This window comes from Leptothoe sp. ISB3NOV94-8A, from assembly GCF_043421595.1.
Classification (GTDB): Bacteria; Cyanobacteriota; Cyanobacteriia; order Phormidesmidales; family Phormidesmidaceae; genus Leptothoe; species Leptothoe turfae.
The window spans coordinates 5,852,137-5,873,970 of sequence record NZ_JAXSQW010000001.1 but is presented as its reverse complement, the minus strand read 5'-3'; the positions used below and the strand labels follow the sequence as shown (position 1 = coordinate 5,873,970).

18 protein-coding genes, 1 tRNA gene and 1 pseudogene are annotated in these 21,834 nt (G+C 45.7%); 6 read left to right on the top strand and 14 right to left on the bottom strand.

Features of this window, described 5'->3' with window-relative positions; translation table 11 throughout:
• Positions 1-193: 193 nt before the first annotated feature.
• Positions 194-523: an NfeD family protein gene (locus SPB21_RS25190; RefSeq protein ID WP_499867973.1), complete on the bottom strand. Its 330-nt coding sequence runs from the start codon at positions 521-523 to the stop codon at positions 194-196.
• 469 nt (positions 524-992) lie between these two features.
• Between SPB21_RS25190 and SPB21_RS25185 the strand changes: the two genes are divergently transcribed.
• A complete protein-coding gene (locus tag SPB21_RS25185; RefSeq protein WP_499867972.1) occupies positions 993-3,317 on the top strand; it encodes an NACHT domain-containing protein in 2,325 nt (774 codons plus the stop codon).
• Between the two features lie 741 nt (positions 3,318-4,058).
• Here SPB21_RS25185 and SPB21_RS25180 read toward each other — a convergent pair.
• Positions 4,059-4,238, bottom strand: a complete 180-nt coding sequence (locus tag SPB21_RS25180) for a hypothetical protein (protein WP_163661259.1) — start codon at positions 4,236-4,238, stop codon at positions 4,059-4,061.
• Between the two features lie 656 nt (positions 4,239-4,894).
• Here SPB21_RS25180 and SPB21_RS25175 point away from each other — a divergent pair.
• Positions 4,895-4,967, top strand: a tRNA-Ala gene (locus SPB21_RS25175).
• A gap of 47 nt (positions 4,968-5,014) precedes the next feature.
• Here SPB21_RS25175 and SPB21_RS25170 read toward each other — a convergent pair.
• The 3 genes and pseudogenes from SPB21_RS25170 to SPB21_RS25160 all read right to left on the bottom strand — a co-directional run bounded on the left by SPB21_RS25170 (position 5,015) and on the right by SPB21_RS25160 (position 11,933).
• Positions 5,015-6,169, bottom strand: coding sequence for a tetratricopeptide repeat protein (locus tag SPB21_RS25170; RefSeq protein ID WP_499867971.1), 1,155 nt, complete (start codon positions 6,167-6,169; stop codon positions 5,015-5,017).
• A gap of 2,118 nt (positions 6,170-8,287) precedes the next feature.
• Positions 8,288-9,973: pseudogene (recJ, locus tag SPB21_RS25165) on the bottom strand (single-stranded-DNA-specific exonuclease RecJ); the annotation flags it as partial.
• Positions 9,974-10,490: 517 nt separating this feature from the next.
• Positions 10,491-11,933 (bottom strand): hypothetical protein, encoded by a 1,443-nt coding sequence (locus tag SPB21_RS25160; protein WP_499867970.1) that lies wholly within the window; start codon positions 11,931-11,933, stop codon positions 10,491-10,493.
• 249 nt (positions 11,934-12,182) lie between these two features.
• On the opposite strand from SPB21_RS25160, the gene SPB21_RS25155 reads away from it, so the two are divergent.
• A complete protein-coding gene (locus tag SPB21_RS25155) occupies positions 12,183-13,079 on the top strand; it encodes an alpha/beta fold hydrolase (RefSeq protein ID WP_163702540.1) in 897 nt (298 codons plus the stop codon).
• 22 nt (positions 13,080-13,101) lie between these two features.
• On the opposite strand, the gene SPB21_RS25150 is transcribed toward SPB21_RS25155, so the two are convergent.
• Complete coding sequence (locus SPB21_RS25150) at positions 13,102-13,248, bottom strand: pentapeptide repeat-containing protein (protein ID WP_499867969.1); 147 nt, start codon at positions 13,246-13,248, stop codon at positions 13,102-13,104.
• A 253-nt stretch (positions 13,249-13,501) separates the two neighbouring features.
• On the opposite strand from SPB21_RS25150, the gene SPB21_RS25145 reads away from it, so the two are divergent.
• Complete coding sequence (locus tag SPB21_RS25145) at positions 13,502-14,014, top strand: hypothetical protein (RefSeq protein ID WP_499867968.1); 513 nt, start codon at positions 13,502-13,504, stop codon at positions 14,012-14,014.
• A 247-nt stretch (positions 14,015-14,261) separates the two neighbouring features.
• On the opposite strand, the gene SPB21_RS25140 is transcribed toward SPB21_RS25145, so the two are convergent.
• Positions 14,262-14,864 carry a fasciclin domain-containing protein gene (locus tag SPB21_RS25140; RefSeq protein ID WP_499867967.1) on the bottom strand — a complete coding sequence of 201 codons (603 nt, stop codon included), beginning with the start codon at positions 14,862-14,864 and terminating at the stop codon, positions 14,262-14,264.
• Positions 14,865-15,104: 240 nt separating this feature from the next.
• Between SPB21_RS25140 and SPB21_RS25135 the strand changes: the two genes are divergently transcribed.
• Positions 15,105-15,260 (top strand): hypothetical protein, encoded by a 156-nt coding sequence (locus SPB21_RS25135; protein WP_163661273.1) that lies wholly within the window; start codon positions 15,105-15,107, stop codon positions 15,258-15,260.
• A gap of 256 nt (positions 15,261-15,516) precedes the next feature.
• Here SPB21_RS25135 and SPB21_RS25130 read toward each other — a convergent pair whose 3' ends face one another.
• The gene (locus tag SPB21_RS25130; RefSeq protein ID WP_499057135.1) at positions 15,517-15,678 is read right to left on the bottom strand and encodes a hypothetical protein; all 162 of its coding nucleotides are present in this window, start codon (positions 15,676-15,678) and stop codon (positions 15,517-15,519) included.
• A gap of 179 nt (positions 15,679-15,857) precedes the next feature.
• Between SPB21_RS25130 and SPB21_RS25125 the strand changes: the two genes are divergently transcribed.
• On the top strand, positions 15,858-16,112 hold the full coding sequence (locus tag SPB21_RS25125; RefSeq protein ID WP_499057137.1) for a hypothetical protein: 255 nt from the start codon (positions 15,858-15,860) through the stop codon (positions 16,110-16,112).
• 254 nt (positions 16,113-16,366) lie between these two features.
• Here the strand turns inward: SPB21_RS25125 and SPB21_RS25120 are convergent, their stop codons facing one another.
• The 6 genes from SPB21_RS25120 to SPB21_RS25095 all read right to left on the bottom strand — a co-directional run bounded on the left by SPB21_RS25120 (position 16,367) and on the right by SPB21_RS25095 (position 21,818).
• The gene (locus SPB21_RS25120; RefSeq protein ID WP_499867966.1) at positions 16,367-16,720 is read right to left on the bottom strand and encodes a hypothetical protein; all 354 of its coding nucleotides are present in this window, start codon (positions 16,718-16,720) and stop codon (positions 16,367-16,369) included.
• Between the two features lie 146 nt (positions 16,721-16,866).
• Positions 16,867-17,184 (bottom strand): hypothetical protein, encoded by a 318-nt coding sequence (locus SPB21_RS25115; RefSeq protein WP_163661279.1) that lies wholly within the window; start codon positions 17,182-17,184, stop codon positions 16,867-16,869.
• Between the two features lie 199 nt (positions 17,185-17,383).
• The gene (locus SPB21_RS25110; RefSeq protein ID WP_163661281.1) at positions 17,384-17,545 is read right to left on the bottom strand and encodes a hypothetical protein; all 162 of its coding nucleotides are present in this window, start codon (positions 17,543-17,545) and stop codon (positions 17,384-17,386) included.
• Positions 17,546-17,701: 156 nt separating this feature from the next.
• A complete protein-coding gene (locus SPB21_RS25105) occupies positions 17,702-19,810 on the bottom strand; it encodes a PatA/PatG family cyanobactin maturation protease (RefSeq protein ID WP_499867965.1) in 2,109 nt (702 codons plus the stop codon).
• 274 nt (positions 19,811-20,084) lie between these two features.
• Positions 20,085-21,077 carry a hypothetical protein gene (locus SPB21_RS25100; protein WP_499867964.1) on the bottom strand — a complete coding sequence of 331 codons (993 nt, stop codon included), beginning with the start codon at positions 21,075-21,077 and terminating at the stop codon, positions 20,085-20,087.
• A 54-nt stretch (positions 21,078-21,131) separates the two neighbouring features.
• On the bottom strand, positions 21,132-21,818 hold the full coding sequence (locus SPB21_RS25095; RefSeq protein ID WP_499867963.1) for a hypothetical protein: 687 nt from the start codon (positions 21,816-21,818) through the stop codon (positions 21,132-21,134).
• Between the last annotated feature and the right edge of the window lie 16 nt (positions 21,819-21,834).

Sequence of the window (21,834 nt, the reverse complement as noted above, 5' to 3'; positions counted from 1 at the left end):
GGTCTCAGAAGTCTGCTCTTTCTGAGACTTACAATCAACACATTGATATAGATCAGGGCCTATTTTCACCAAAGACGTTTTTGAACATTTTGGACAAGTATAAACAATGTCAGAAATGTCAGAAATCACCAGTACTTTCTCTTTCATAAATGCCACCTGATTGAGATAACTATTAAAATGAACAGAATTTTTCTCAGCCGTACTGAGATAGTTCAACCAGCAAGGTATGACTCTGGCGACTTGTAACACGGACTTTCTGACCAGGATAAATAGTCATATTGCTATTGGATAAGGCTGACCACCAGGAACCATTGAGCCTAACCCGACCTCGCTTGCAGGGGGTAATCTCAGTATCCGCCGTACCAACACCTTCTAAGTAGCTGTTTGTAGGAGAAGGGTGAGATTGTCGCAACCTTTTAAACCACGTTTCTAAAAGAACCTTAATAAGAAGATTCAGTACTACGATTTCTCGATGTGACAAAGGAGTCGCATCACATCGGTATTCTTTTGTTAAGGAGAGCATAATTCGAGCCTGATCAATCGATAACAGTTGACAGCACAAAAAGGAATAACTGCTCTAGCCACTTAAATTTTCGACACGATTTAAGATCTGACAACAAACAGTCTGAACAAATACACTCTTATGCGGCTATATGAAATGTTCAGACTTCAGGAACTCATTTAGGATTAGCATGGCACATCGCCTGATTACTTAGCGATCAACTATTCCGCTTACATACTTACATACCTAAGCAGAGATCCTGAAAAGCATTCAGACGCCATCAATTGGCGAATATCTATCATGTCTTTGTTCAACATGGGTCAGTAGAACGTTTCCGGCATAATTATTTGACAAAAAAAGGAATCCTCTGAACTGGAGGCATCACAATAAAGTTAGACTTCCATCTAAGATTTTCAGCCTTAAGAAGGAAGTCACTTTATCTCGTAGAGGGAGGTGCTATAACCGAAGATAGCCATGTTGGTTCCTGAATATGCTTTCAATACCACGCTCTTATCTTGAGTTCATTGCCAACCAAAACCATCTCACAGAATTACAAAAAGAAGCTTTTGTAGAACGCTTAGCAGACATTGAGCTGTCAGACTTAGTGGTCGCTAAGATCTTAAACATATCGAGAGAAAGATACAGTTCTCGAATGACAAAGGTTTATAAGAAATTCAATATCTCTTCTGGAAATACTCCTGGAAAATCAAAGTTACTTTTCTTTAAAGTTCTGGATATGTATCAAAATGCATATCCTTCTGACAAGCAAGTCTATGAAATAGTCAACAATGCGATCGAAATTCTAGTACAGGAAATCCAGAGCAAAACCCGAGCACTCATCAATGAGAAATGTGGATTCATGCAAATTCTTGACATGAGCAAACCCATTGAAGTGGAAGACATTTTTACAGAGGTCAAGATTACCAAACAAATCTTATCCAAAAGACGTATAGAACTATCAGACTTAGTAAAAATAGTTCAACAGCGTCATCAAACTAATGACCTCAAATTCAACATCTCCAGATTATTTGAAGGTGTCAAATTTTCAGGGCTTGAGCTCGTTGAAAATTACTCGAAACTTATTCTACTTGGAAGACCAGGAGCTGGAAAAACAACCTTCTTAAAATATGTTGCTGTCTTTGCAAATAAATCAGAAATACTACCTGGTTATGTTCCAATATTTATTTCTTTAAAGGATTTTCAGAACCAAGATCACCAAATAGGCTTAAAAGAGTATATAGAGAATGAGTTACTTAGTTGTGAAGTCAACAAAGAAAGTTTTGAGCTACTTTTAAGAGAGGCAAAAATTCTATTTTTATTTGATGGACTAGACGAAGTTCGAAAAGAAAATTTTAATCGAGTCATCAGACTAATCAAGGAAATATCACAGACATATAGCAAAAATAGATTTATAATTACATGCCGCTTGGCTGCAAGTGAATATAAATTTGAAAACTTTCTGGAGGCTGAAGTTTGCGAATTCACCAAAGAGCAGATCAGTATGTTTTCAAAAAACTGGTTTGCCACAAAAAAATCTCCTCAAAAAACAGAGAAGTTCATTAACCGAATTAGCAAAGACGAAGAGATTAGTGAGCTGGCGACCAATCCTTTACTGCTAACCTTACTATGCATGGTTTTTGAGGATTCAGAGGAATTCCCCAAAAATCAGGCTGAATTATATCAAGAAGGTCTCGATGTCTTATTGAGGAAATGGGATGTTAGCAGAGCGGTAGAACGGCCTGAAACTTACAGAAAGCTGTCTAAGAACAAGAAAGAAGATTTACTTAGCAAAATAGCATATGCCACTTTTGAAAAAGATGAAGGATTATTCAAAAGAAAAACAATAGATTATCAAATTAGAGAATATATTTATAATTTACCACGCTCCATTAGTTCACCTGAAGATGTAGAGCTAGATTGCAATTCTGTATTAGATTCCATGATTGCTCAGCATGGTTTGATTACTGAGGTAGCAAAAGATATATTTTCATTCTCCCACAGAACATTTCATGAGTATTTTGTCAGTCTTAAAATCGTTAAGACATTGGATCCTGAAGAACAAAAAAAGGTCCTAGAATCACTGGCTATTCATATTACTGATTACAGATGGCAAGAGGTATTTTCGCTTGTCTCATGTATGCTCCCTAATGCAGACTACTTGATTAGACTTATAAAGCATGAAATTGACAAAATAGTTCAAGAAAACAAGAAAATAGATTCATTTCTTGATTGGCTAAATGAAAAGTCTTCTTCAGTTAAAAGCAGTAAGAGTATTGGCAATCTAAAAGCTATCAGCCAAGTCTTTTATTTTAATTTAGTGATAAGAAAGAGAACGATCAAAACACAAACAGAAAGCGAAGATTTTATTCTAGATTCAGAGTTAGTCACCACATTGAATGTTAGTACATCTATGCACAATACTCCCCTAAAAGAAGCTGATACCCTTTTAAAGTGGCACAAAGATATCTTGTCACTAATGCGTCAATGTATTGAACACAATGCAAGTGCAGAACTAAAAGAGGAGTTAATTAAATTAAAGGAAAAACTTCCTAGCAAAACTGTAGACTCCCGTGAATGGTGGGCTCACAATGGTTTAGATTGGAGCACTAAATTTAGAGATGTAATCATACAGTATCGAAATATAGGCCATGACTGGGGTTTTGTAGAAAGTGAAATAAAAGCCCTTAAGGAATACTATGATGTTAATAAGTTATTATCTATCTGTCTTCATGGAGACTGTTATGTGAGCCGTGAAGTTCGTCAAGAGATTAATGCCAGCACCCTTCTACCTATTGAGAAATATGACGATGGATAGCCGGTTATTGGGTTGTGATGGCCTTTGACCTTGACCAGGCTACATAACCCAAAATCGAAAGCGCGATCGCAGATTTGGCATGCATATTCCCCATTATCAATCGCCTGTATTGTACTGGGTGATTCAGAACCCTTCATTAATGCACCCTTGAGTGATATGTATTGCTTAGCAAGGACGAACACGTGCGCGACTGACGAAAACCACTGCAAGGCTCCCCCAAACACATGCATAGAACGACCCCCATACTCATACAGGCTACAGCTAAAATATCTCGGGAAAGATTTGGTGTAGGGAGTTCTGCACAATAAACAGTTCTGTTGTCTTGGTTATGGGTCTGCATTTCGACAATATTTAACAAACGAATAGCAACAAGATCAGCTACCTGTGCTCTTCTCAAACAACATCTGGGCAGTTAGTGCCTCATCCTTATCCAGACATGAATCACCGAAGGGAGCCTAGATTGGAATGCAGTGCGGCAACTCTTGTTAAAATCAATAATATATAAAGAAATGTAAAGCAAATCATCTTTCCTTGACATTTATTGACCTCTTTAAAATTTCTCCAATGAAAGTAGCCTCTATAAGCCTTGTAAAGCAAAGATTTCAGGGATTGCAGCGATTATTTTGTAGTGGTCAAATTTATATACCCCAAGAGGGCACCACAACACTCCAAAAAAAAGCCCCTGACAAAACTGCCGGAGGCTCTATGACGTCTACTCTACTGGATTCAACGATGAAAAAACTATGCGTTGTAGCGAACGTTGCGATAGGTGAGGCTACCGATGGAAGACTTAGGAAGACACTCTTTTAGGGTTCTCATTTTAAAAGCAAAGTCTCTAAAGCAAAGCTGGATGTCAGTTTCGATGGTTGCGACAGTTGGTGCAGCAGGAGTGTAAGGTGCACCGATATCAGCGAGTTGCATAGGTGATTCCTGACGGGCTAATGGCGAGCAAGGCAAACATGGGAGGCTTTAGAGAACGTGCTGACGATTGGGCAAGACCCAACAGAACAGTGGAGCCAGAATCACCATGGACAGTGCAAAACAGAGGCAAACTTGAAGACCTTCGATTTGAGAGGGTGTCATGGTGAGGAGCTCCACAATAGTGATAGGTGAGAACGTGTTTTGTTTGTTCTATATATAGAAACGGTCTACTCCCCGTTCATTCCGATGTAATGCTTGTGATCCTCATTCTTTTTTGGTGTGTTGTTGATCACTACACAAAGAAGTCCACCATACTTGGCAGAACCTGAAAACGATGTAGGCTAAGAAATCCTGACGATAGCGCCCGGTATCGCAGGGCATCCACAAGGGAGTGCCCCTACAGGATTGGGTATTGGTAATCGGATTGAATGAATGTGGATTGGGTATGACTTATCTCAACGAGCGACTGAATGCGATTTGACTGATGCCGAAAGGCGACTTCAGGCATGTCTGAAGTAAACTAGGGACACCAGGTGAGATAACTGTCATATACGTTTTCTAAACCGTGCTGGCCAATAATGCGCAGGAGCGATCGCAAAAGCCTAATAAAATCCCTTGACGGTAAGCTCCTGGCAAGAGATTATTAATAAACGCGAGGGGCTATAGCTCAGCTGGTAGAGCACCTGCATGGCATGCAGGGGGTCAGCGGTTCGAGCCCGCTTAGCTCCATTCAAAAAACCATGTGGGGACGTTCTATGGAACGTCCCCACATGGTTTTAATGGGAATCAAGGGCAATCAGTTCTATTTCCTTTAAATCTTCGCCGCTATCATCCTCTTCCATATCTTGCACAATGGCCTGAAGCAACGGATCAGCATAAGCGCGTTCTGAATAGATTTGGGGGTCTAGGGACATGGCTCGCCGCACATGCTCTAACGCCCACATATCTTGACCTAAGCGAGCGTGGCAACGGGCTTGGTTATAAAATGCAAAGGCCTGATCAGGCTCAATGGCTAAAGATTTATCGTAGGCTTCAATGGCGCGACTAAAATCCCCCATCTTTTGCAATGTCCATGCCATCGCCAGCCATGCTTGATAGTTGTAGGCCTGTAGTTTCAGGGATGTGGTAAAACTTTCTTCGGCGGCAGTTAGCCGATTCATCTCTAAAAGCACCAGACCTCGCAGATGCCAAAATCGCGACTTCTCTGGCTCTAAGATCACAGACTTGTCAAGACTGGTCAGTGCATCTTCGAAATACCCCTGAGCCTTGAGTGCTGCCGCGTGATAACTCCACACACTGCCATTGTCGGGGTCAAGATGAATGGAATGGTTCAGGGCCCTTAAGGCCTCTTGGGGGTTGTGCACCTGTAAGAGCGTGCGTCCCAGCACCAACCATAGCTTGCTATCGCCATCATAGAGTTCCACAGCTTTATTAAAGCTGGCAATGGCTTGGTCAATACGATCGAGCTGTAGTAGTGCTTTGCCGCGATAGTACCAAAGCTTATAAGAATCAGGTCGTAACTGTATTGCTTGTTCGTAACTCACAATAGCTTCGCCGTATAAGGCCCTTCGATGCAGGTTTTTGCTTTTTCGATACTGGGCTTTGAAATAGAACGGAGCCTGCTTCAGGGCGTGACCGTAGCATTTTGCGGCTTCGTCTAATGCTTCCAGTTTTTCAAGAACAGAACCATAATTACACCATACGCGATGTTCCGTTGCCTTCAAAGATAGAGTGTGACGGTAGCTTTCAGCGGCTGCTTCATATTGACCAATGCTGGCTAATAAGTAACTGCGATAGTTCCAAGCCTGATAGTGATAGGGATAGCGCTGAATGATGCGATCGCAAATATTAATCTCCAGCCTGTAGCGCTCATCCTGTTCACTTGATTGGCCACTGACACTGGCGATATCAATAACTTGACTACTCATCATAAGTATCTATGTATTTATACGGCAGATGCGCGCAGGGCAGTATCACTTAGTTATACAAATCTTAAGGATAGATGCCGGAAATGATACTGGTATTGATGAAAATCACAGCCAACAAAAATCGGGATTTGAGTTGACTTGCCGCATACATTGCCTATGTATATGTCAACACAAAATCATGTGTAGATCGACACACAGGTTCAGGGTCCCCATTTTCGATAGCCATCATTACACAGCTCAATATTTAATTCCCTGAGATTTCCGGATTATTAGTGCGTAACTGCGAAAAGTATAGATTTAGCAAAGCTTGACGTAAATCTTTATAGGCAGGTTATATCTGATCTCAATTCCTTAATTATGTTTAGGCATACGGAGAAATTTTTTCTGCGCCTCATTACGGATAGCCCGATTGAATTATCAGACCTGTGGAAAACCTTCACAGTCTGTGGAAAACTCTGTGGAAAACATGTGGAAAATTCTGGAAAAAGTTAAATTTTTGCCATTATCGTTCGCAATTTATAGTAAACAGACTAAATTATTTAGAGAGCTAGAAGTGCTCAATGCATTGGGATGACAAAATTTCAGCTGTCTTTATATTTCAACTAAAATCAATCTAACTAGCTTCTGAGCTATGTTTGAAGTTATCCACAGGTTTGGACAAGATGTGCCTCTAATGGCATCTTAACCCCCATAAATCTGCCGAAACAAACCGCGTCGATTTGATCCTCCGACTACGAGTTGACGTAGCAATATATAGTGCCATTCGTACAAAAAACTTTCCCCATGGGCCGCAATATTCCGCAAACGGCTAATTTGATCGAGGCTAGCTGCCGCTTGCTTCCCTTTTTGGCCCAAACAAGCTGTCATAGGGTGCTCCCATTGCTCAAAAAACTCCGCCAGCAACTCACGATCTCGCTGACTTAAGCCCTGTGAGTTTTTAAACGTACGATAGAGCTGTTTCTCAGGTACCTTGTTCTGCTGGGTCAATGCATCTCGCTTTAAAGTGCGCCATTGAGCTGCAAGCAAGGAGGGCATCATACCTAGGGTATATCTTTGGTGAGGGCCTAACGCAATACCTCCAATCTCTGTCAACCCTTCCAGTCGGACAAAATCGTAAAGGTCACCAAAGAACGGCTGCATCACCTCACGCTCTACTGCAAAACTCAGACGAATCCCTGCTTCGGAATAGTCAGCAATGTCAGGATCAGCCCCCTCAGACTGCAGCATGTGGTAAGTGCGGTAGGCCGCACACAAATCTTTTTGAGAGTCTGCCTGAATACAGAACCAAACGCTGTCGCCTAAAGCTTTGCGCACCTCTTGTTTAATGACGTTGGCATCTGGGGGTGGTAACGTTCTTTGTGGTCGCTCAGTTTGGAGCTGTACGATGTGGGCTTCTTTATTTGCGATCGCAGCCTGCTGCTGTTGGAGCTCGGTTTGCAACTCCTGGAAAGCCGTCTGCTTTGCCTCAGAGAGCTGAGTCAGCTTATCTTCTAAGATTTGAACTTGCTGGTTCAATGTGGCAATCTGGCTATCCTTCTCCTTAAGCAGCTCATCTTTTTCTGCCAGCAACTCGTCTTTATAAATTAGCAAGCTTGTCTTTTGCTTTAGCTCTAAAGCATTCAACCCCGCCCGCAATAAATTGAAATAATAAGTATCTGAAAGATCCACCACTTCAGGAGGCTCGCCAGGCACATATAAAACCCCACGTCGCTGGGGCAGTTGCACGATCAACAACCGCCCCTCCCAATTACGAATCTGCAGTTCTTGGGTATTTGCGTGCTCAATGGTACTCACATAGCGGCGTTTGCCATAGAAAAATTCAGCATGGGTAGCGGCCACGGGTAAACTATCAATCGCCTTAGGAGGAGGCAGCGAACTAGACCCATTAATCGACCGAGATTCTGCTACTTTTGGGCTCTGCTCCTTGACTGGGGGAAGCTCCAAAGACCCAGGGGGACGTTTTGGAGTGACGGCTAACTGATTAGCCATTGTTGTTGTTGGAGGAGACCCCGTAGCTAACTTATGCTTTACTCCTGGAGTATCAACAATCGGAGATTCATTTAAACGTTTTGACTCGTCAGACCAGGGAGGAATCGAACCTGTTGCTAAATCGGGATGGGCTAGCTTGATGCCCAATAGTTCTAACTCAACAGATTGTCGTCCCTGCCAATCATTGAGACGAATTTTGTAAGCAATATCAACCTGATGGGGCAAAGGATGATACTCAGCCCAGCGCCATGCGATCGCTTTGATGGAGGTTACTTGACCTGTCTCTGGATGGGTGTGAGCCAGCGTTAACTTAAGATGTTTACGATCCTTACCGACAATCTGTTGGTCAATTATATTGACCAGGGATGTCCAAAAAACTGGCTCATTGTTTTGAATCCCACAGGGATGGAGAAAATCAATTTGCTCGTAAAGAGCCAGAGTAATATCGGCGAAATTAGCCTTTACATCGACATTAACCAAGGGTTTTAAATACTCTGGCTGTAGATGTTGACAAGCAAAATGACTCAGTCGTGACGTCACCTGTCGTAGTTTTTTCGCCGCAAAGGTGAAGCCACCCGCAGCCCGGTGCCCACCATATTTATCCAACAGATCATCACAGGACTGAAGGGCTTCAAACACATTAAATTCAGGAATCCCTCGGGCAGAACCGCGAATCTCTTTTTTCTCTTTGTCTTCGTAGGTGCCGATAAAAACAGGCACACCATAGCGTTCTACCAAGCGGGATGCCACAATACCAATTACCCCGTGATGCCACTCGGGCTGCACAACCACCAACACACGCTCTTGTTGTAAATTGAGCTTGCCATGGGCCTGTTGTTCTTCACACCACTCTACCGCCTGGGTCTCAATCAGCTCACACATACGCTGCCGCAGCGCATTCGTCTCTTCACACTGCATCGCTCGCTGCAACGCAATACCCACATCCTCAGTCGTGAGCATATCGATAACAATCTGCGGATCGGCAATGCGGCCTACCGCATTGATCCGTGGACCTAGGCGAAAGCCAATGGCCTCAGGCTTAAGCGCTTTTTTGCCCTGATCTAACCCAGCCACTTCAATCAGCGCTTGAATGCCAGGAATACGCGACTTTGGCAATAGCTGTAACCCCCGACGTACCCAGCGACGATTCACACCCACTAAAGGCGCAAGATCGGCAATTGTGCCTAACGTAAATAGTTCTAACGACGAAGCTGTGAGATCTTGGCTACGATGAAGCGCTTGGGCCAGGCAAACCGCGAGAATGTAAGCCACACCAACACCAGCCACACCATAGTAAGGAGAACTTGTGGACAATAGTTTGGGATTAAGGATGGCCTGGGCTGGCGGCAGCTGTTCTGGCAGATCGTGATGGTCGGTGATAATGACGGTGAGACCTAGATCAACCGCATGGGCAATAGGTTCATAGGCCGCAATGCCATTATCGACAGTGAGAATTAACCTCACCCCTTCTGCATGGAAATCGTCCACAATGCGACGGTTGATACCATAGCCCTCTTGCATACGACTCGGAATAGCATAGTGAGCATCGGCCCCCAAATGCCACAAAGCCCGTAACAGCAAAGCTGTACTGGTCATCCCATCGGCATCGTAGTCACCACAGATGGCAATTTTTTGCCCTTGTTCAATGGCGGTTGCTAACAAATCAACGCTCCGCAGCAAATCTGGAAACTCATCCAGAGGCGATGGTAGCTGCTGCGTCTCTGGATCCAGGTATAGCCATGCCTGCTCCGGAGTTTGCACGCCTCGATTAATCAAGACTTGAGCCAGCAGAGGTGATAGCTGTGTCACCGTTGCCATCCGCTGCGCCTGCTGTACCTGAGGCGGAAAAATTTGCCACCGCTGTCGAGGGATTTTAACAGCAGCAGATTCTTGCGTAGCGATTGACGTGGTGACGGGTTCGGTCAAGGAAGTGGATTGGGTACGAAAAAGAAAGTAGTCCTAGGTTAAGACAAATACTAGAAATCGCAAGTTTAGGTAGGCTGGCGTCAGCCCTGTGATAGCCGCCGACATCTCTCCCCTCCTGGGCTACGGTGTATACACATCTAGAAAATAATGTCCCAAAAGATAGGCCTGGCCTTGAATTGGCCCTCATCCTAAATCCTTCTCCCTGGGGGAGAAGGACTTTGAGGCCAGGCCCCCCTTCTCCCTCAGGGAGTAAGGGGTTGGGGGATGAGGGCTCGAAATCTAGAGATAGCTCTCCGACTTATGTATACACGGTAGCTCCTCCTGGGAAGGGCTCCCTTACTTCACAGAATTTGCCCCTGAATTATGCTCCTAATATATAGTGCATTTGATCTAATGATAATCCTGATTACTATTTAACTAATTTTGCCGGGGTAGGGCGTGCTTTTTGCGTTGTCCCATAGAGACGATAGGTATTGGCCCGACGCGTTTCAACATCATCAACGGCAATGCGCTCCACATAGTTGACCTTCAATTCTTCCAGAAAAGCATCGATCAATTCTTGCAACTCTTGGAGAGTATTGCCCTGCTGAATTTCGTCTCGTAAATGCTGACCAAAGCTCTCAACCAACTTGCCCATGAGGTCAGAACCTCTATCATCTGCCAACGCTTGCTTGAGGCTGCTGTATAGGTTTTTAGAGACCTCCGCTGAGATTTGCTGGGTGATCTGCTCAGAAACATTGGTAAACCCCGGCAAAAGCTTTAGGCCTTGATAGGCAGGAGCTTGGGAGATTGCCCCCGTCACCGTATGGCTTAAGACAGCATCAACTTCTGGCTTAATTTCCGGTAAAACCTTATGCACCACGATGTCTGTAAGCCGCTGGGCAATCGTTTGCACCTCGTCCACATCGTTGAGGTCAATGTAGTTTTCCTTACCGCCGGTGAGTTCAAAAAACCAACGGCTAATTTGCCCTGCTTTGACCATGTTTTGCGTTTGGTCAATCATGCGCAGGAAAACCACCTCAGTCAGTTCAACGGCAAACTGGCTAATTAAGATGCGATTGATGCGTCCTTGAATGGGATCGAGATGGGATAGTTCGGCCTGGTTAGACCGCACCACCACAGGTACTACCCGTAGCCAGCGCCAGAACGGGAGAAACAAGGGTACATCATAAATACGCCACAGCATGGCATCCATCCAGGTGGTGTTTTCATGACGACGGCTTAAGAAGTACGTACGCAGTAAAAATTCGAAGCCAAACAGGGCTGCAAAGGGGAGATCAATGATCCAAAAGCGATCGATGGGTAATCCGTTAAAGCCAATGCCTCGCCAATAGTTGGTTTCAATCCGGGGTCGGATGTGGTCATCGAAAAACTCTAATTCTTTGGACCAGCCTCGCTCTAGATAGGACTGGCTCCAAAAGGTGCGGAATGCTTCTTTAGAGGAGTTCTCCTGCCCGGTGCGATCGCGCATTTCCTTTTTAATCCGTTCCAATGTTCCAGACTTATTCGCCACGGCAAACGGATTTTCATCAATCAGATCCACACTGCTCCGGCGTAGATTCGCTAACTGACGATTGGCGGTTGGTGAATCTAGCCCTTCATTTTCTAGGGTTTCTTGTAGGGTATCGACTTTCCTGAGATAGGCTGCGGTGACTCGATGTTCTTCAATCCCTTTGAAGGTTTCGCCATACCAGTTGGTGGGGCCAGGCAAAGTTTTGAAATAGACGTCGCGGAAGCGGATGTAGCTGAGGTCAAAGAAAACGAGCAGGAGGTTGGCAGTTGCGATCGCAACCATCCCTCGCTCAAACCACAGCTGAAACGTACGACGACGGGAGGATCTCGAAAAAGCCATAGGCAGGGGGCATCACAGCACACATACACCACATCCAAATTGAGATCTACAGGCATTCTGTAGAAAACCCTCAGTTCTGGACATGAACAAGGTCATACCCAGCCTAGCGGCCTGCCGCAGCAAGGATGTGTAACCCACGATAGACTTAAACAAGTAACGAAATATTACTTAACAAACACCTTTCCTGTAGAGGCAGTGCCTTGTGCCTGATCTACCCCAGGGAAAACATTTCACCTTCTATATCTACCTATGACCATCGCAGCTGCACCCGCTATCGGCAATACCTGGACCTGGCGCGACTTTACCGTCTACTACGTCCGCGCAGGGGAACCGCGCACCGATCGACCACCGCTGCTGCTGGTACACGGGTTTGGTGCATCTACCGACCACTGGACCAAAAACATTGCCGAGCTACAGCAGGACTTTGAGGTGTGGGCCATCGACCTGATTGGCTTTGGACACTCGTCTAAACCATCAAGCGGCTATAGTTCAGACCTATGGCGCGATCAGCTCAGCGACTTTATCGAGCAAATTATCGGTCGCCCGGCAGTGATTGCAGGTAACTCCATCGGTGGTTATAGCTGCTTATTTACGGCAGCGACTCGGCCCCAGTGGGTAAAAGGTGCCGTATTACTCAATGGCGTGGGTTCGTTTAAGGAGCAGATGCCAACACAGGAACCCAGCCCATTTAAGCAGGCGATTGGTGAGCTAATCAAAAATATTATTCTCAGTCCGATTCCCAGCTGGTTTGTTTTTCAATTTGTTCGCAACAAGTCCTACATTCGCAAGACGCTCAAGCAGGTGTATGTGAACCAGGATGCGGTGACTGAAGAACTGATTGAGAATATTTATCGTCCAGCAACAGAACGGGATGCACCGGCAGCGTTTGCAGCGTTATTTAAAGCTCCGAGGGGTGAGCGAGTGGATGTATTGTTGTCGAAATTAGAGCGGCCTTTGTTGTTGTTGTGGGGCACAAAGGATCCTTGGATGAACTGTGAGCAGCGCAGTGAGTTATTTAGAAAATATTACAGCGACATTGAAGAACATTTTTTAGAAGCAGGCCATTGCCCCCATGATGATCGCCCTGAGTTAGTAAATCCCTTAATCAGGGATTGGATGTTCAATATCGTTATGCAAAAGCGATAATCCGTAGGATAGGTAACTACGGTTACACGCAAGCGGGGTCCGCACTACTCAAATTAGCCTCCTGGAGATTGGCGTTATCCAGGGTTACGCCCTCTAAATTGGCGTCTACCAGACTGACGTTCCAAGGAAACTTGATGATTGTATAAACCAGATCAACCGAAACATCCATGAGCCTGAGTGTCCATGGGGGTTTCTTATATGGAATCGACGCTGGACAGGGGCAAGACTCCGCTGTAGCGGCTCCGCCAACGCAACCCCACAACCACCCCTTGTGACCCCCATCACCAACATTCCTCAGCCAATCTCAGAAACCCCTTAAGCAACTTTCAGTTACCCGTCACATAGCGTTCAGGTAGCCCCGGCATTCTTGTAATCAATGAAGCGAATCAAACACTTCACTGATACACAAAGGAGCTTTAACCATGAAACGTACACTTCTTTCCGCCTTAACCGTTCTCGTTGCATCCGCTGCCATTGCACCCGTCGCATCCGCTGCTGAGCCCGCTAGCTTCAATATTCAATCCGCTCGCCTCGAAGCGCTAGACGCCCGTACTAAAAATTCAGTCCATAAACTACGCCTTGAGCACCTCAACAATCAAACCAAGGCCATCGAAGATATCCAAGCCACTCGACTAGACGCCCTAGACGCCCGCACTAAAGCTATCGATAACATTCAGGAAGCCCGCTTAGACGCCCTAGACGCTCGTAGCAAAGCCGTTGAAAACATCCAAGAGACTCGCCTGGATGCTCTGGATGCTCGCACCAAGAACGGCGTTCACAAGCTACGTCTGGAGCACCTCAATAACCAGACTAAAGCCATTGAGGATATTCAAGCCGCTCGGCTAGACGCCTTGGATGCTCGTACTAAAACAGTAGATAACATCCAGGAAGCACGCCTAGATGCGCTAGATGCTCGTACGAAGTCAATCCGCTAACAGATTGCTGAGCTGTTGCGGTACCCAAGCTTGGGTGCCCGGTGCAGACTCCGTTAATCTGTGAAATGCTTCATTCTCAGGGCACCCTTTTCTACTCAGACTCCCCACACACGCCAAGCCTCTGCCGATTGGCAGAGGCTTGCACTGGTATACGATTAGAACCTAAGGAAAATGCATTGACTAACTTAAAGTCCTACAAGGGCGACTCTCCCGCCCAGCCATAACGCTCAGACAGAAGAGAGCGATTCTATTCCAAAGCAGAAAGATCCAACGATGGCGGCAACAGTACCGTATCAATCACATGAATGATACCGTTACTCGCTTCCACGTCAGGAGTGACAACAGTGGCCCCACCTACGGTAACGCCGCTTTCGTCAGCAACAATTTCCAGTTCCTCATCGGCAACGGTTGCAACTGCTCCAGTAGTGACCTCACCAGAAGGTACCTCTCCGGAAAGAACGTGATAGGTCAAAATTTGAGCGAGGGTTGCCTGGTTTTCAGGCAGCAGCAATGTATCTAAAGTGCCCTCAGGAAGCGCCGCAAATGCTTCATCGGTAGGGGCAAATACGGTAAATGGCCCTTCACCGCTAAGAGTCTCGACTAGGTCTGCAGCTTGCACAGCTGCGACCAGTGTGTCAAAAGAACCGTTTGCAATCGCAACATCAACAATCGTATCGCCAGAAGACTCAGCAGCCACCTCTGGCTCAGCCGCAATCTGTTCTTCAGCATCAGGTGTGACTTCTGCCGTTGGCTCCGATGGGCTTTGGCAGCTAGCTATGGCAGGAACCACCATCAGGGCAGCAAGCAGACTCATCAGTCTGATGAAAAAGGGAGGAGAAAAAAGTTTCATAGTGTGTCTTTTGTAAAGAGATAACAGAGTTTTAGGTAGTGCTGAACCCATTTCAGCCCACAAGGCTAGTTCTAAACTTTAGCTACTTTGCTTGGTAGAGCCTTCCTCCTATCCTAAGGTAATAAATTTTAACAAAAATATCAGATATCTTGAGCGTCCCATCTGGTCCCACGCTTTCCACCGCTGCCGCTGATGAACTGCAAATGCTCTAAATCGGAGTGTAGCCTTAGACAGAATCGGATGAAGTCGCCCTATCAGGGAAGAATTACAGACAGCGCTCTAGAGCATGCTGGGCAGCAAGAAGTCGTCAATACGGCTGCGATTGAAATTGCCATACTGCAGCGGCTGGATAACGGAGGCTGTAAGCTTGACTTGACGCGTTGCTTTGACGGGTAACCTTGAGCGGCGATGGTGGTGGTGGTAATTCCATTGGCAACGCGCAGGTCTACAGACGATGCACATACAACTTTGTAACGAGCGTTCAACCTGGCTCAACGCCTCATGCTACAAGCAATGCGCATTAGGGCGCAGCCGCCCAGCAAAAAGCCCCAGCGCTGGCCAGGGCTAAGTTAGTACTAATTTACTGATTTTAGCAGCAGACTACATTGTATTCCAACAGTATTTATGCGTTGCGATCGCAACCATTACTTACCTACCAAGGCAACCATTTTCGCGTCGGCTTAGACTGCTCACTATCGAAGTTTCCAGGCTGCAAAACAACACCCCCTTTCCAGGTGTTGAGGGCTTCCCATACTTGGCGGGTATGTCGTTTTAGCTCTGGCAGTTTCATCATCATTGGGGATGCTCTACCCATAGGTTAACTCGCTCCTAGCCGCCTGAGTTACTGAATTTAAGACCTGTTGCGGTTTTACTCGCAAACTGAATCACAATTATTGACCTCCGCTCATCCGACGCTGCTTCAGCTGACCATAGGTGTCCATCTCTGCCTGCAGCTCCAAGCTGCCCAAACGTCGAGCCGACAGTCCAGTGGACATGAGCCAGGTTCAATCATCAGAACTGGCGATGACGGCTCAAAACACTGCCTTCGACTTCGAGAAATTACTCAGTAAACTACGGGGCTTACAAGAACTAGCGGACCAAAACTGGTGGCTCAGCAGTAGTCAGCTGGCCAATGTTTTAGACCTAGAGGCACTCCCCTCAGAGGACACATTTGAATTCCACGAATTCCGATTTAGCAAAGCAGGCAACCATGGAACTGAAACCGCCTGGAAAGTCGAAAAGCTATGACTAGTACTCCTGGCTTTAAATGAAAGGCTTGATCGCGTATGCCTCCAGTCTCCGTTACGCCCACATAGTTAACGCTGCCTGTATCGATACAGACGTTTTTGAGTATCCACCCAAAAAGCAAAAGCCTCACCCACGGTTCTACAGCTCCGTCGGAGAGGCAATACTCTAGATTTTTATAACCATGGCCACCAATGCTAGGGAAACCATCGTGCAATTTAACAGGTCATTTCAATTCCAGAGCGAGAAACGCCAACTTAATGCCAAATACATCCCCTTAAATCCGAGAACGCAGCCTCATCAAAACATTGTTTGACTTCCCTGTTAGATTGCCACTGAGCTTGAATTCCAGTAGCCATTAAAGAAGATGAACTACTAGTCGACTGCTCTTTCAGGTTATCAATAAAAGATCCCTTCAATTCAACACTTGGCATTTCCTTTTGGATCTCACTAACCGCATCTTTAGACGCTTCCACATGATCTTTAATATTCAGATCTGAGCTGGACCCTTGAGTTGGGTTTTCAAGTAGCCCCTGAGGAATAGCACTCGCTTGCTCAATGGCTTGTTTCACATTTTCTGGCGTTTCGGTAGAGAGCGTATCTTGTTGCATAGGGACTGCCAGTTTCTCTGAGCCATTATCTCCTTGATTGTTTTTACTCGGCGTATTGTTAGGCGTGGCCATGGTACTAATTTCTCTTATCTAGTATAAAACGCGATGAAATAGCTAGGATGCAATAGGCAGGTTAAAATCTCTATTTAAAAGAGACCTCCGGCGGCCAGGCATGAAGCCATTGCAGTAGGACTAGAGCCCATCTGGCGGTTAGAGAAAAGATGACACCCCTGATTGCCGATGGCACCGCCGTAACAGCCCGGATCGTTATAATTAGCACCATGGAGCAGCTGAATTTGCACTTTGACATATCCAGCAAATTCACCTGTAGTCTTTGATGTTGGTGGTTCACCTGGGTATTCAGGCTTGAGATTAACACATGTATATGCCTTAATGACCCTACCCGGCTTAGTAAAAGAAAGCCTTTGCACAGGCTGTACTTGAGGAGGAGAAGGAATTTGCATTGCGGTTCTTTGGTATCTAACGATGATGTTTAACAGTTTTTGTGGGGTTGCCAGCAGATAACTACTGGCAACCGAGTTACCTAATAACAGAGCCAAAACTCGGTCTTAAGATTAGCTATTTCCAGAAACCTTGCAGGCCATGGTTTGCTAAAAAGAGCTGCCAAAAAAGTAAGTATTGACACTATAGTCAGATAAAGAATTAGCCAAGAGCATTCAAAGCACCACCAGCTGCGCCTTTCAGGATATCGAAAAACCCATTTGCTTCAACACCACCACCAGAAGTAGCAGCCGTAGAAACGGTATGACGAATCACAGGAGAAGCCTGCTTGGGAAGCTTGTTGAATTTAGATTGTGTATTCATGATTGTCTCCATTAATTGTGGATTTGTTACGTAACCGAACCTATACCCTGATCAATTTCGGGGTACATGTCCGGCCTGGATGGGAACTACCATTGCCATGCCTCCTGAATTGAATGAGTTTGCAAAAGTACTGTATTAAGGTCAAACGCTAAGATTTTATGACGCTTCTTTCCATGTTCTGACTTCACCCATGGTGACAGGAATAACATCACTAACGTCTATGGTGAACCGGAAGACTTTTCTAGCTGCCCGGTCATTGATCGGGTTAAAGAACACCATCTTCACATCCCAACAGTCAGAATCCATACGGCAAAAGGGACTGCGCTCAACAGAAATGTTAGAAAGTTGATAAGAGCCGCCCCCCTCTTCAGCTTTAAGGGCATCTACAAATATCTGAGTCGCTTGAAATGCGTTCGTAGCAGCAAAATTGAGCGCACGATCTTGGGATGTGTCACCCAAGTTACGGAAATCATAGTAAATCCGGTTAAGGAAGAATTTCAAAGATTCTCTTAGTTTCTCTTCGTCTACCTCATCATCTTCATCTGCCGTACCCAATGCTTGATCAATGGCAGCTTGAATCAGTTGGTTAATGCGCCAACCGTACATGCCTCGAACGTTCTTCATCTCAATCACAGGCACTACCTGCCCAGAAAAGAGCCGTACAGAACGACCACTCAGGTTGCCAGGGATCGAAATTCGCTGAATAAATCCACTAGAATCACCATCAAGCACCTGACCCGCCAAGAAACCAATGAGAAGTTCATAGATATCTCGGGCAAATTCACCGATGGGCTCGATGGCATAGATAGGAGTCAGCTCCAAATTGAGGGTCCAAATCAGAGATCGTGCTTCGGACAAGTTACCCTCAGTCGATAGGTAGGAGACCATCTGTCTAGCATCATAGGGGTTGGGCGGTACCTCAGTCTCGCTGTCTTCAGCTCTAAAACTTGGCATTAACTGCTTAAAGGTATCTCGACGGGCCTCTGTACCAAAGTCATAGCCAAGCTCTCCAAGGGCATAAACCTTAGACAACACAGTATTACTGGGCAGAACGGAGGAAGAAGAAACACTGGTAGGACAGTCACACCCCGATGGCATTACCTGGGCTGGCAGGGCATTGGGAGCCATCCCAGTCAGGGGAATAGCAACACTAGGGGACGATTCTGCAGGCATAGTGGCCACAGAAGGCACCGGTTGAGCATTGGACTCTACTGAGGCTGATGGTTGAATACTAGGTGGTGAAGCCGTATCCGCAGGCGCACTATCATTGGAAGGAACAACACTGGGCAGAATAGATTCTCCATTGGTTTGGTCTAAAGCTTGGGCTGGGGTATCTGACATAGTTTCTACTCCGTTAGAAATTAAGGCATAAGCGCCTGGAACATTGAGAATTCCTGCTAGATAGCGACGACAATCTGCGCCCGTCTCGGGGTGACATGGCCGTGCACTCTTGAGCAGGGCAGCCCTCACAGCATGGGCATTGCCGTCCTCACCTTGTTGCCTTTGCAGGCTAAGGAGGAGGGCCACAATGCCCGCTACGATGGGGGCAGCAAAACTGGTGCCGCTCAGGGATGCAACCCTGGCCCCTGGCATGGCACCAACGATGTCTTGGCCAGGGGCCAGAATGCCTTGGGTTTGATAGGCTTTTCCCCAGTTACTAGAATCAAGAGGGAATCCTTGGGGATCCATGGCACCGACAGCAAGCACTGCTGGCAACGCAGCAGGTACATGCAAACAGTCACAACCGTTGTTGCCAGCGGCAGCGACAATAAGAACACCGTTGTCGTTACAGTTGCGAATGGCATTTGCCAAAATAGGGTCTGCTTCTCCGGAGTTAGCAAGTTCGCCACCGCTGATGTTGATGATGTGGGCTCCGTGCTCAACGGCCTGGTTAATAGCCCTAGCAAGGTCCATTTGAGAGAGCCGACGCTGGCGGTTATCAGAGAATATGGGTAGTATTAGGCCCCGGCAGTTGGGGGCAATGCCTTGAATAGGACTGTTGTGCTGTCCAAAAAGAATACTGGTAATGTGGGTGCCGTGACCGGACATGGCACCACTGCTGGCTGATTCGGTGACCAGGGTGGGAAGTCGGGTAAGGTTCGCGCCCTCAAAGCATGGATGGGTCTGGTCTACAGGGCCATCAAGAACGGCAATACAAATACTGGGGTCGCCGAGGGTTTGGCTCCAGAGGGAAGCGAGACCGGGTAGATTCAAGGTGTTAGTAAGAGGTGTGGTCGAGGAAACTTGAGCAGTGGGCAGCACCATAGGAAAATCTGTTGCGAATGGGCTGAAGCGATAAAAAAGAAGAAAAGATCAATACGGCTCGGTTCAACAGGTGACGGATCAACAGGAATTTAAGGAGAGTTGTAAACACGTGAGACTAAGCGTGTGTAAACTATTAAACTGAACCGCATTGACCGTAAGAGGATCTGTTGCTTGGAATACAGAGGGGTTTCACTTTGTATCCCGCCTCATCTTTAAGACAATCTTTGGAGAGATTTCTGATTTTTTTGAGTTGAGGATACGTGAAGAATGCAGATTAAATAGACTGTTCTGGATATATAAAAATCTGACCGGACTTTCCACCAAACAGCTTCTCCTCAATTCCTTTTGAGAAGTCGATTTTTATTGTCTTCTCTGGAATAATATTTTGATAAGCAGATTTGACTTTCTTAATTAGTTGACTGTGGAATCCTGGAAAACCAGAATCAACCTTATCATTCTTGCCAGGATCCCATATATAAGGATTAAGTCCATCACAGTTAAAGACATAGCCACCATCTTCGACAACAATGCTATTTTTTTTAATTGTCATGCCAGCAGAGGGAATCAACTGAACTTTAATACCATGATTACTATTTTTTACAGCTTTTTTGAGTCGTTCTGCAAGATGATCTAAGCAAATTTCAACTCCAACTTTAATGGGAATACTATGAAGCTGAAAAATAGAGTTACCATCGTATCCCTTACTATTTAGCTCCGACTCTAAACTGCTAGATTTCATTGCCTGTAGATGTTCGTAAGGATTCTTTTTCCACTCCACAAAATCTATGTCTGATTTAAATTCTTTCTGAACTAAATGTGCTGACTTATAAGCCTTTGATGGATCATCAAAGCTTCCTTCCTGAATTAAGGAACAATTATAAACATAGGTGGTATTCTTTTCGGCTTTCCACCCATAAACTGCAGTCCCAAAGATAACCACCCAATTCTCTAAATGGCTATTTAACATGCTCGATTGCAGCATTTTAACCAGATATTCCGGGTATGTTTGGTTAGTATTTCCTACTTTTAGAGTGATTTTATCTATTGGGTAGTATCCCTTTTGTCCTCGCCAGAAGAACTCTGGAATCATCAAAATTTTTGTTGTATTCTTATCTTTTACTTTTGGATCAGATTTAATTTGGGCGATTACTCTATCTAAATGCGTCAGTCTTCCATTGATGTCATCTAAATAGTTATCCAAGGCTGGGTATTTCTTAAATTGATGATCAAGGTTGACACAGTACGAAATAAATTGGACTTGAGACATGGTATTTCTCCTAAAGTAATTTATCAGAAAAGAGCTTTATACTCTATGAACTTGCTAGAGCGTCTGCAGATACAGTCGGTAGTCAATGCCGTCGTGGAGCACCTCCAGGCTTGCCAGGTTGCTATCTGGAGGCATCCCTTCTAGGGTGAAAATATTGTAGGTATCGCTGTCACCATAGTCGTCTTCGGGGCTATGCCAGCTACCTTCGTAAATCTCATGGTTGCTGCCGAGTTTAGCTGCATAGAGATGATAGGTAGTGCCGCCACTATTGAGGATGGACCAACGATGCCAATCGGTATCAGGAGGGAATCCAGGGATTTGGAGTTGAAATCTTTTGCCAGAACAGGGCATATAAGCCATGGCAGCCACGTTCCATTCAAATTGGTATAGCTGGGTGGGGTGACCAAACTGACGCAGGTAAAGGCGATAATTGTCTTCACCATAGGTGACGGAAAAACTTCTGGTGTCAGCGTCTTGGGGAATATCCTGGATCGTCAGTTGAGGAACTGACTTATGACCATATTGCAAGGCTTGACCAGTCCAACCAAATTGGTAGAGGGTGTCAGGGCTACTGTCTTTGAAGGTGTAAAGACGGTAGTCAACACCATCGTGGAGCATAGCCCAGCGCTGCCAGTCGGTATCAGCAGGCGCATCGCTAATGGGTAGGGTCAGGCCTTTGGGTGGGCCAAATTTGTAGGTATTGGTGCCTGTAATGTGAATGGCTTGATGGACAGAGACCATTGGGATTGCTCATGAT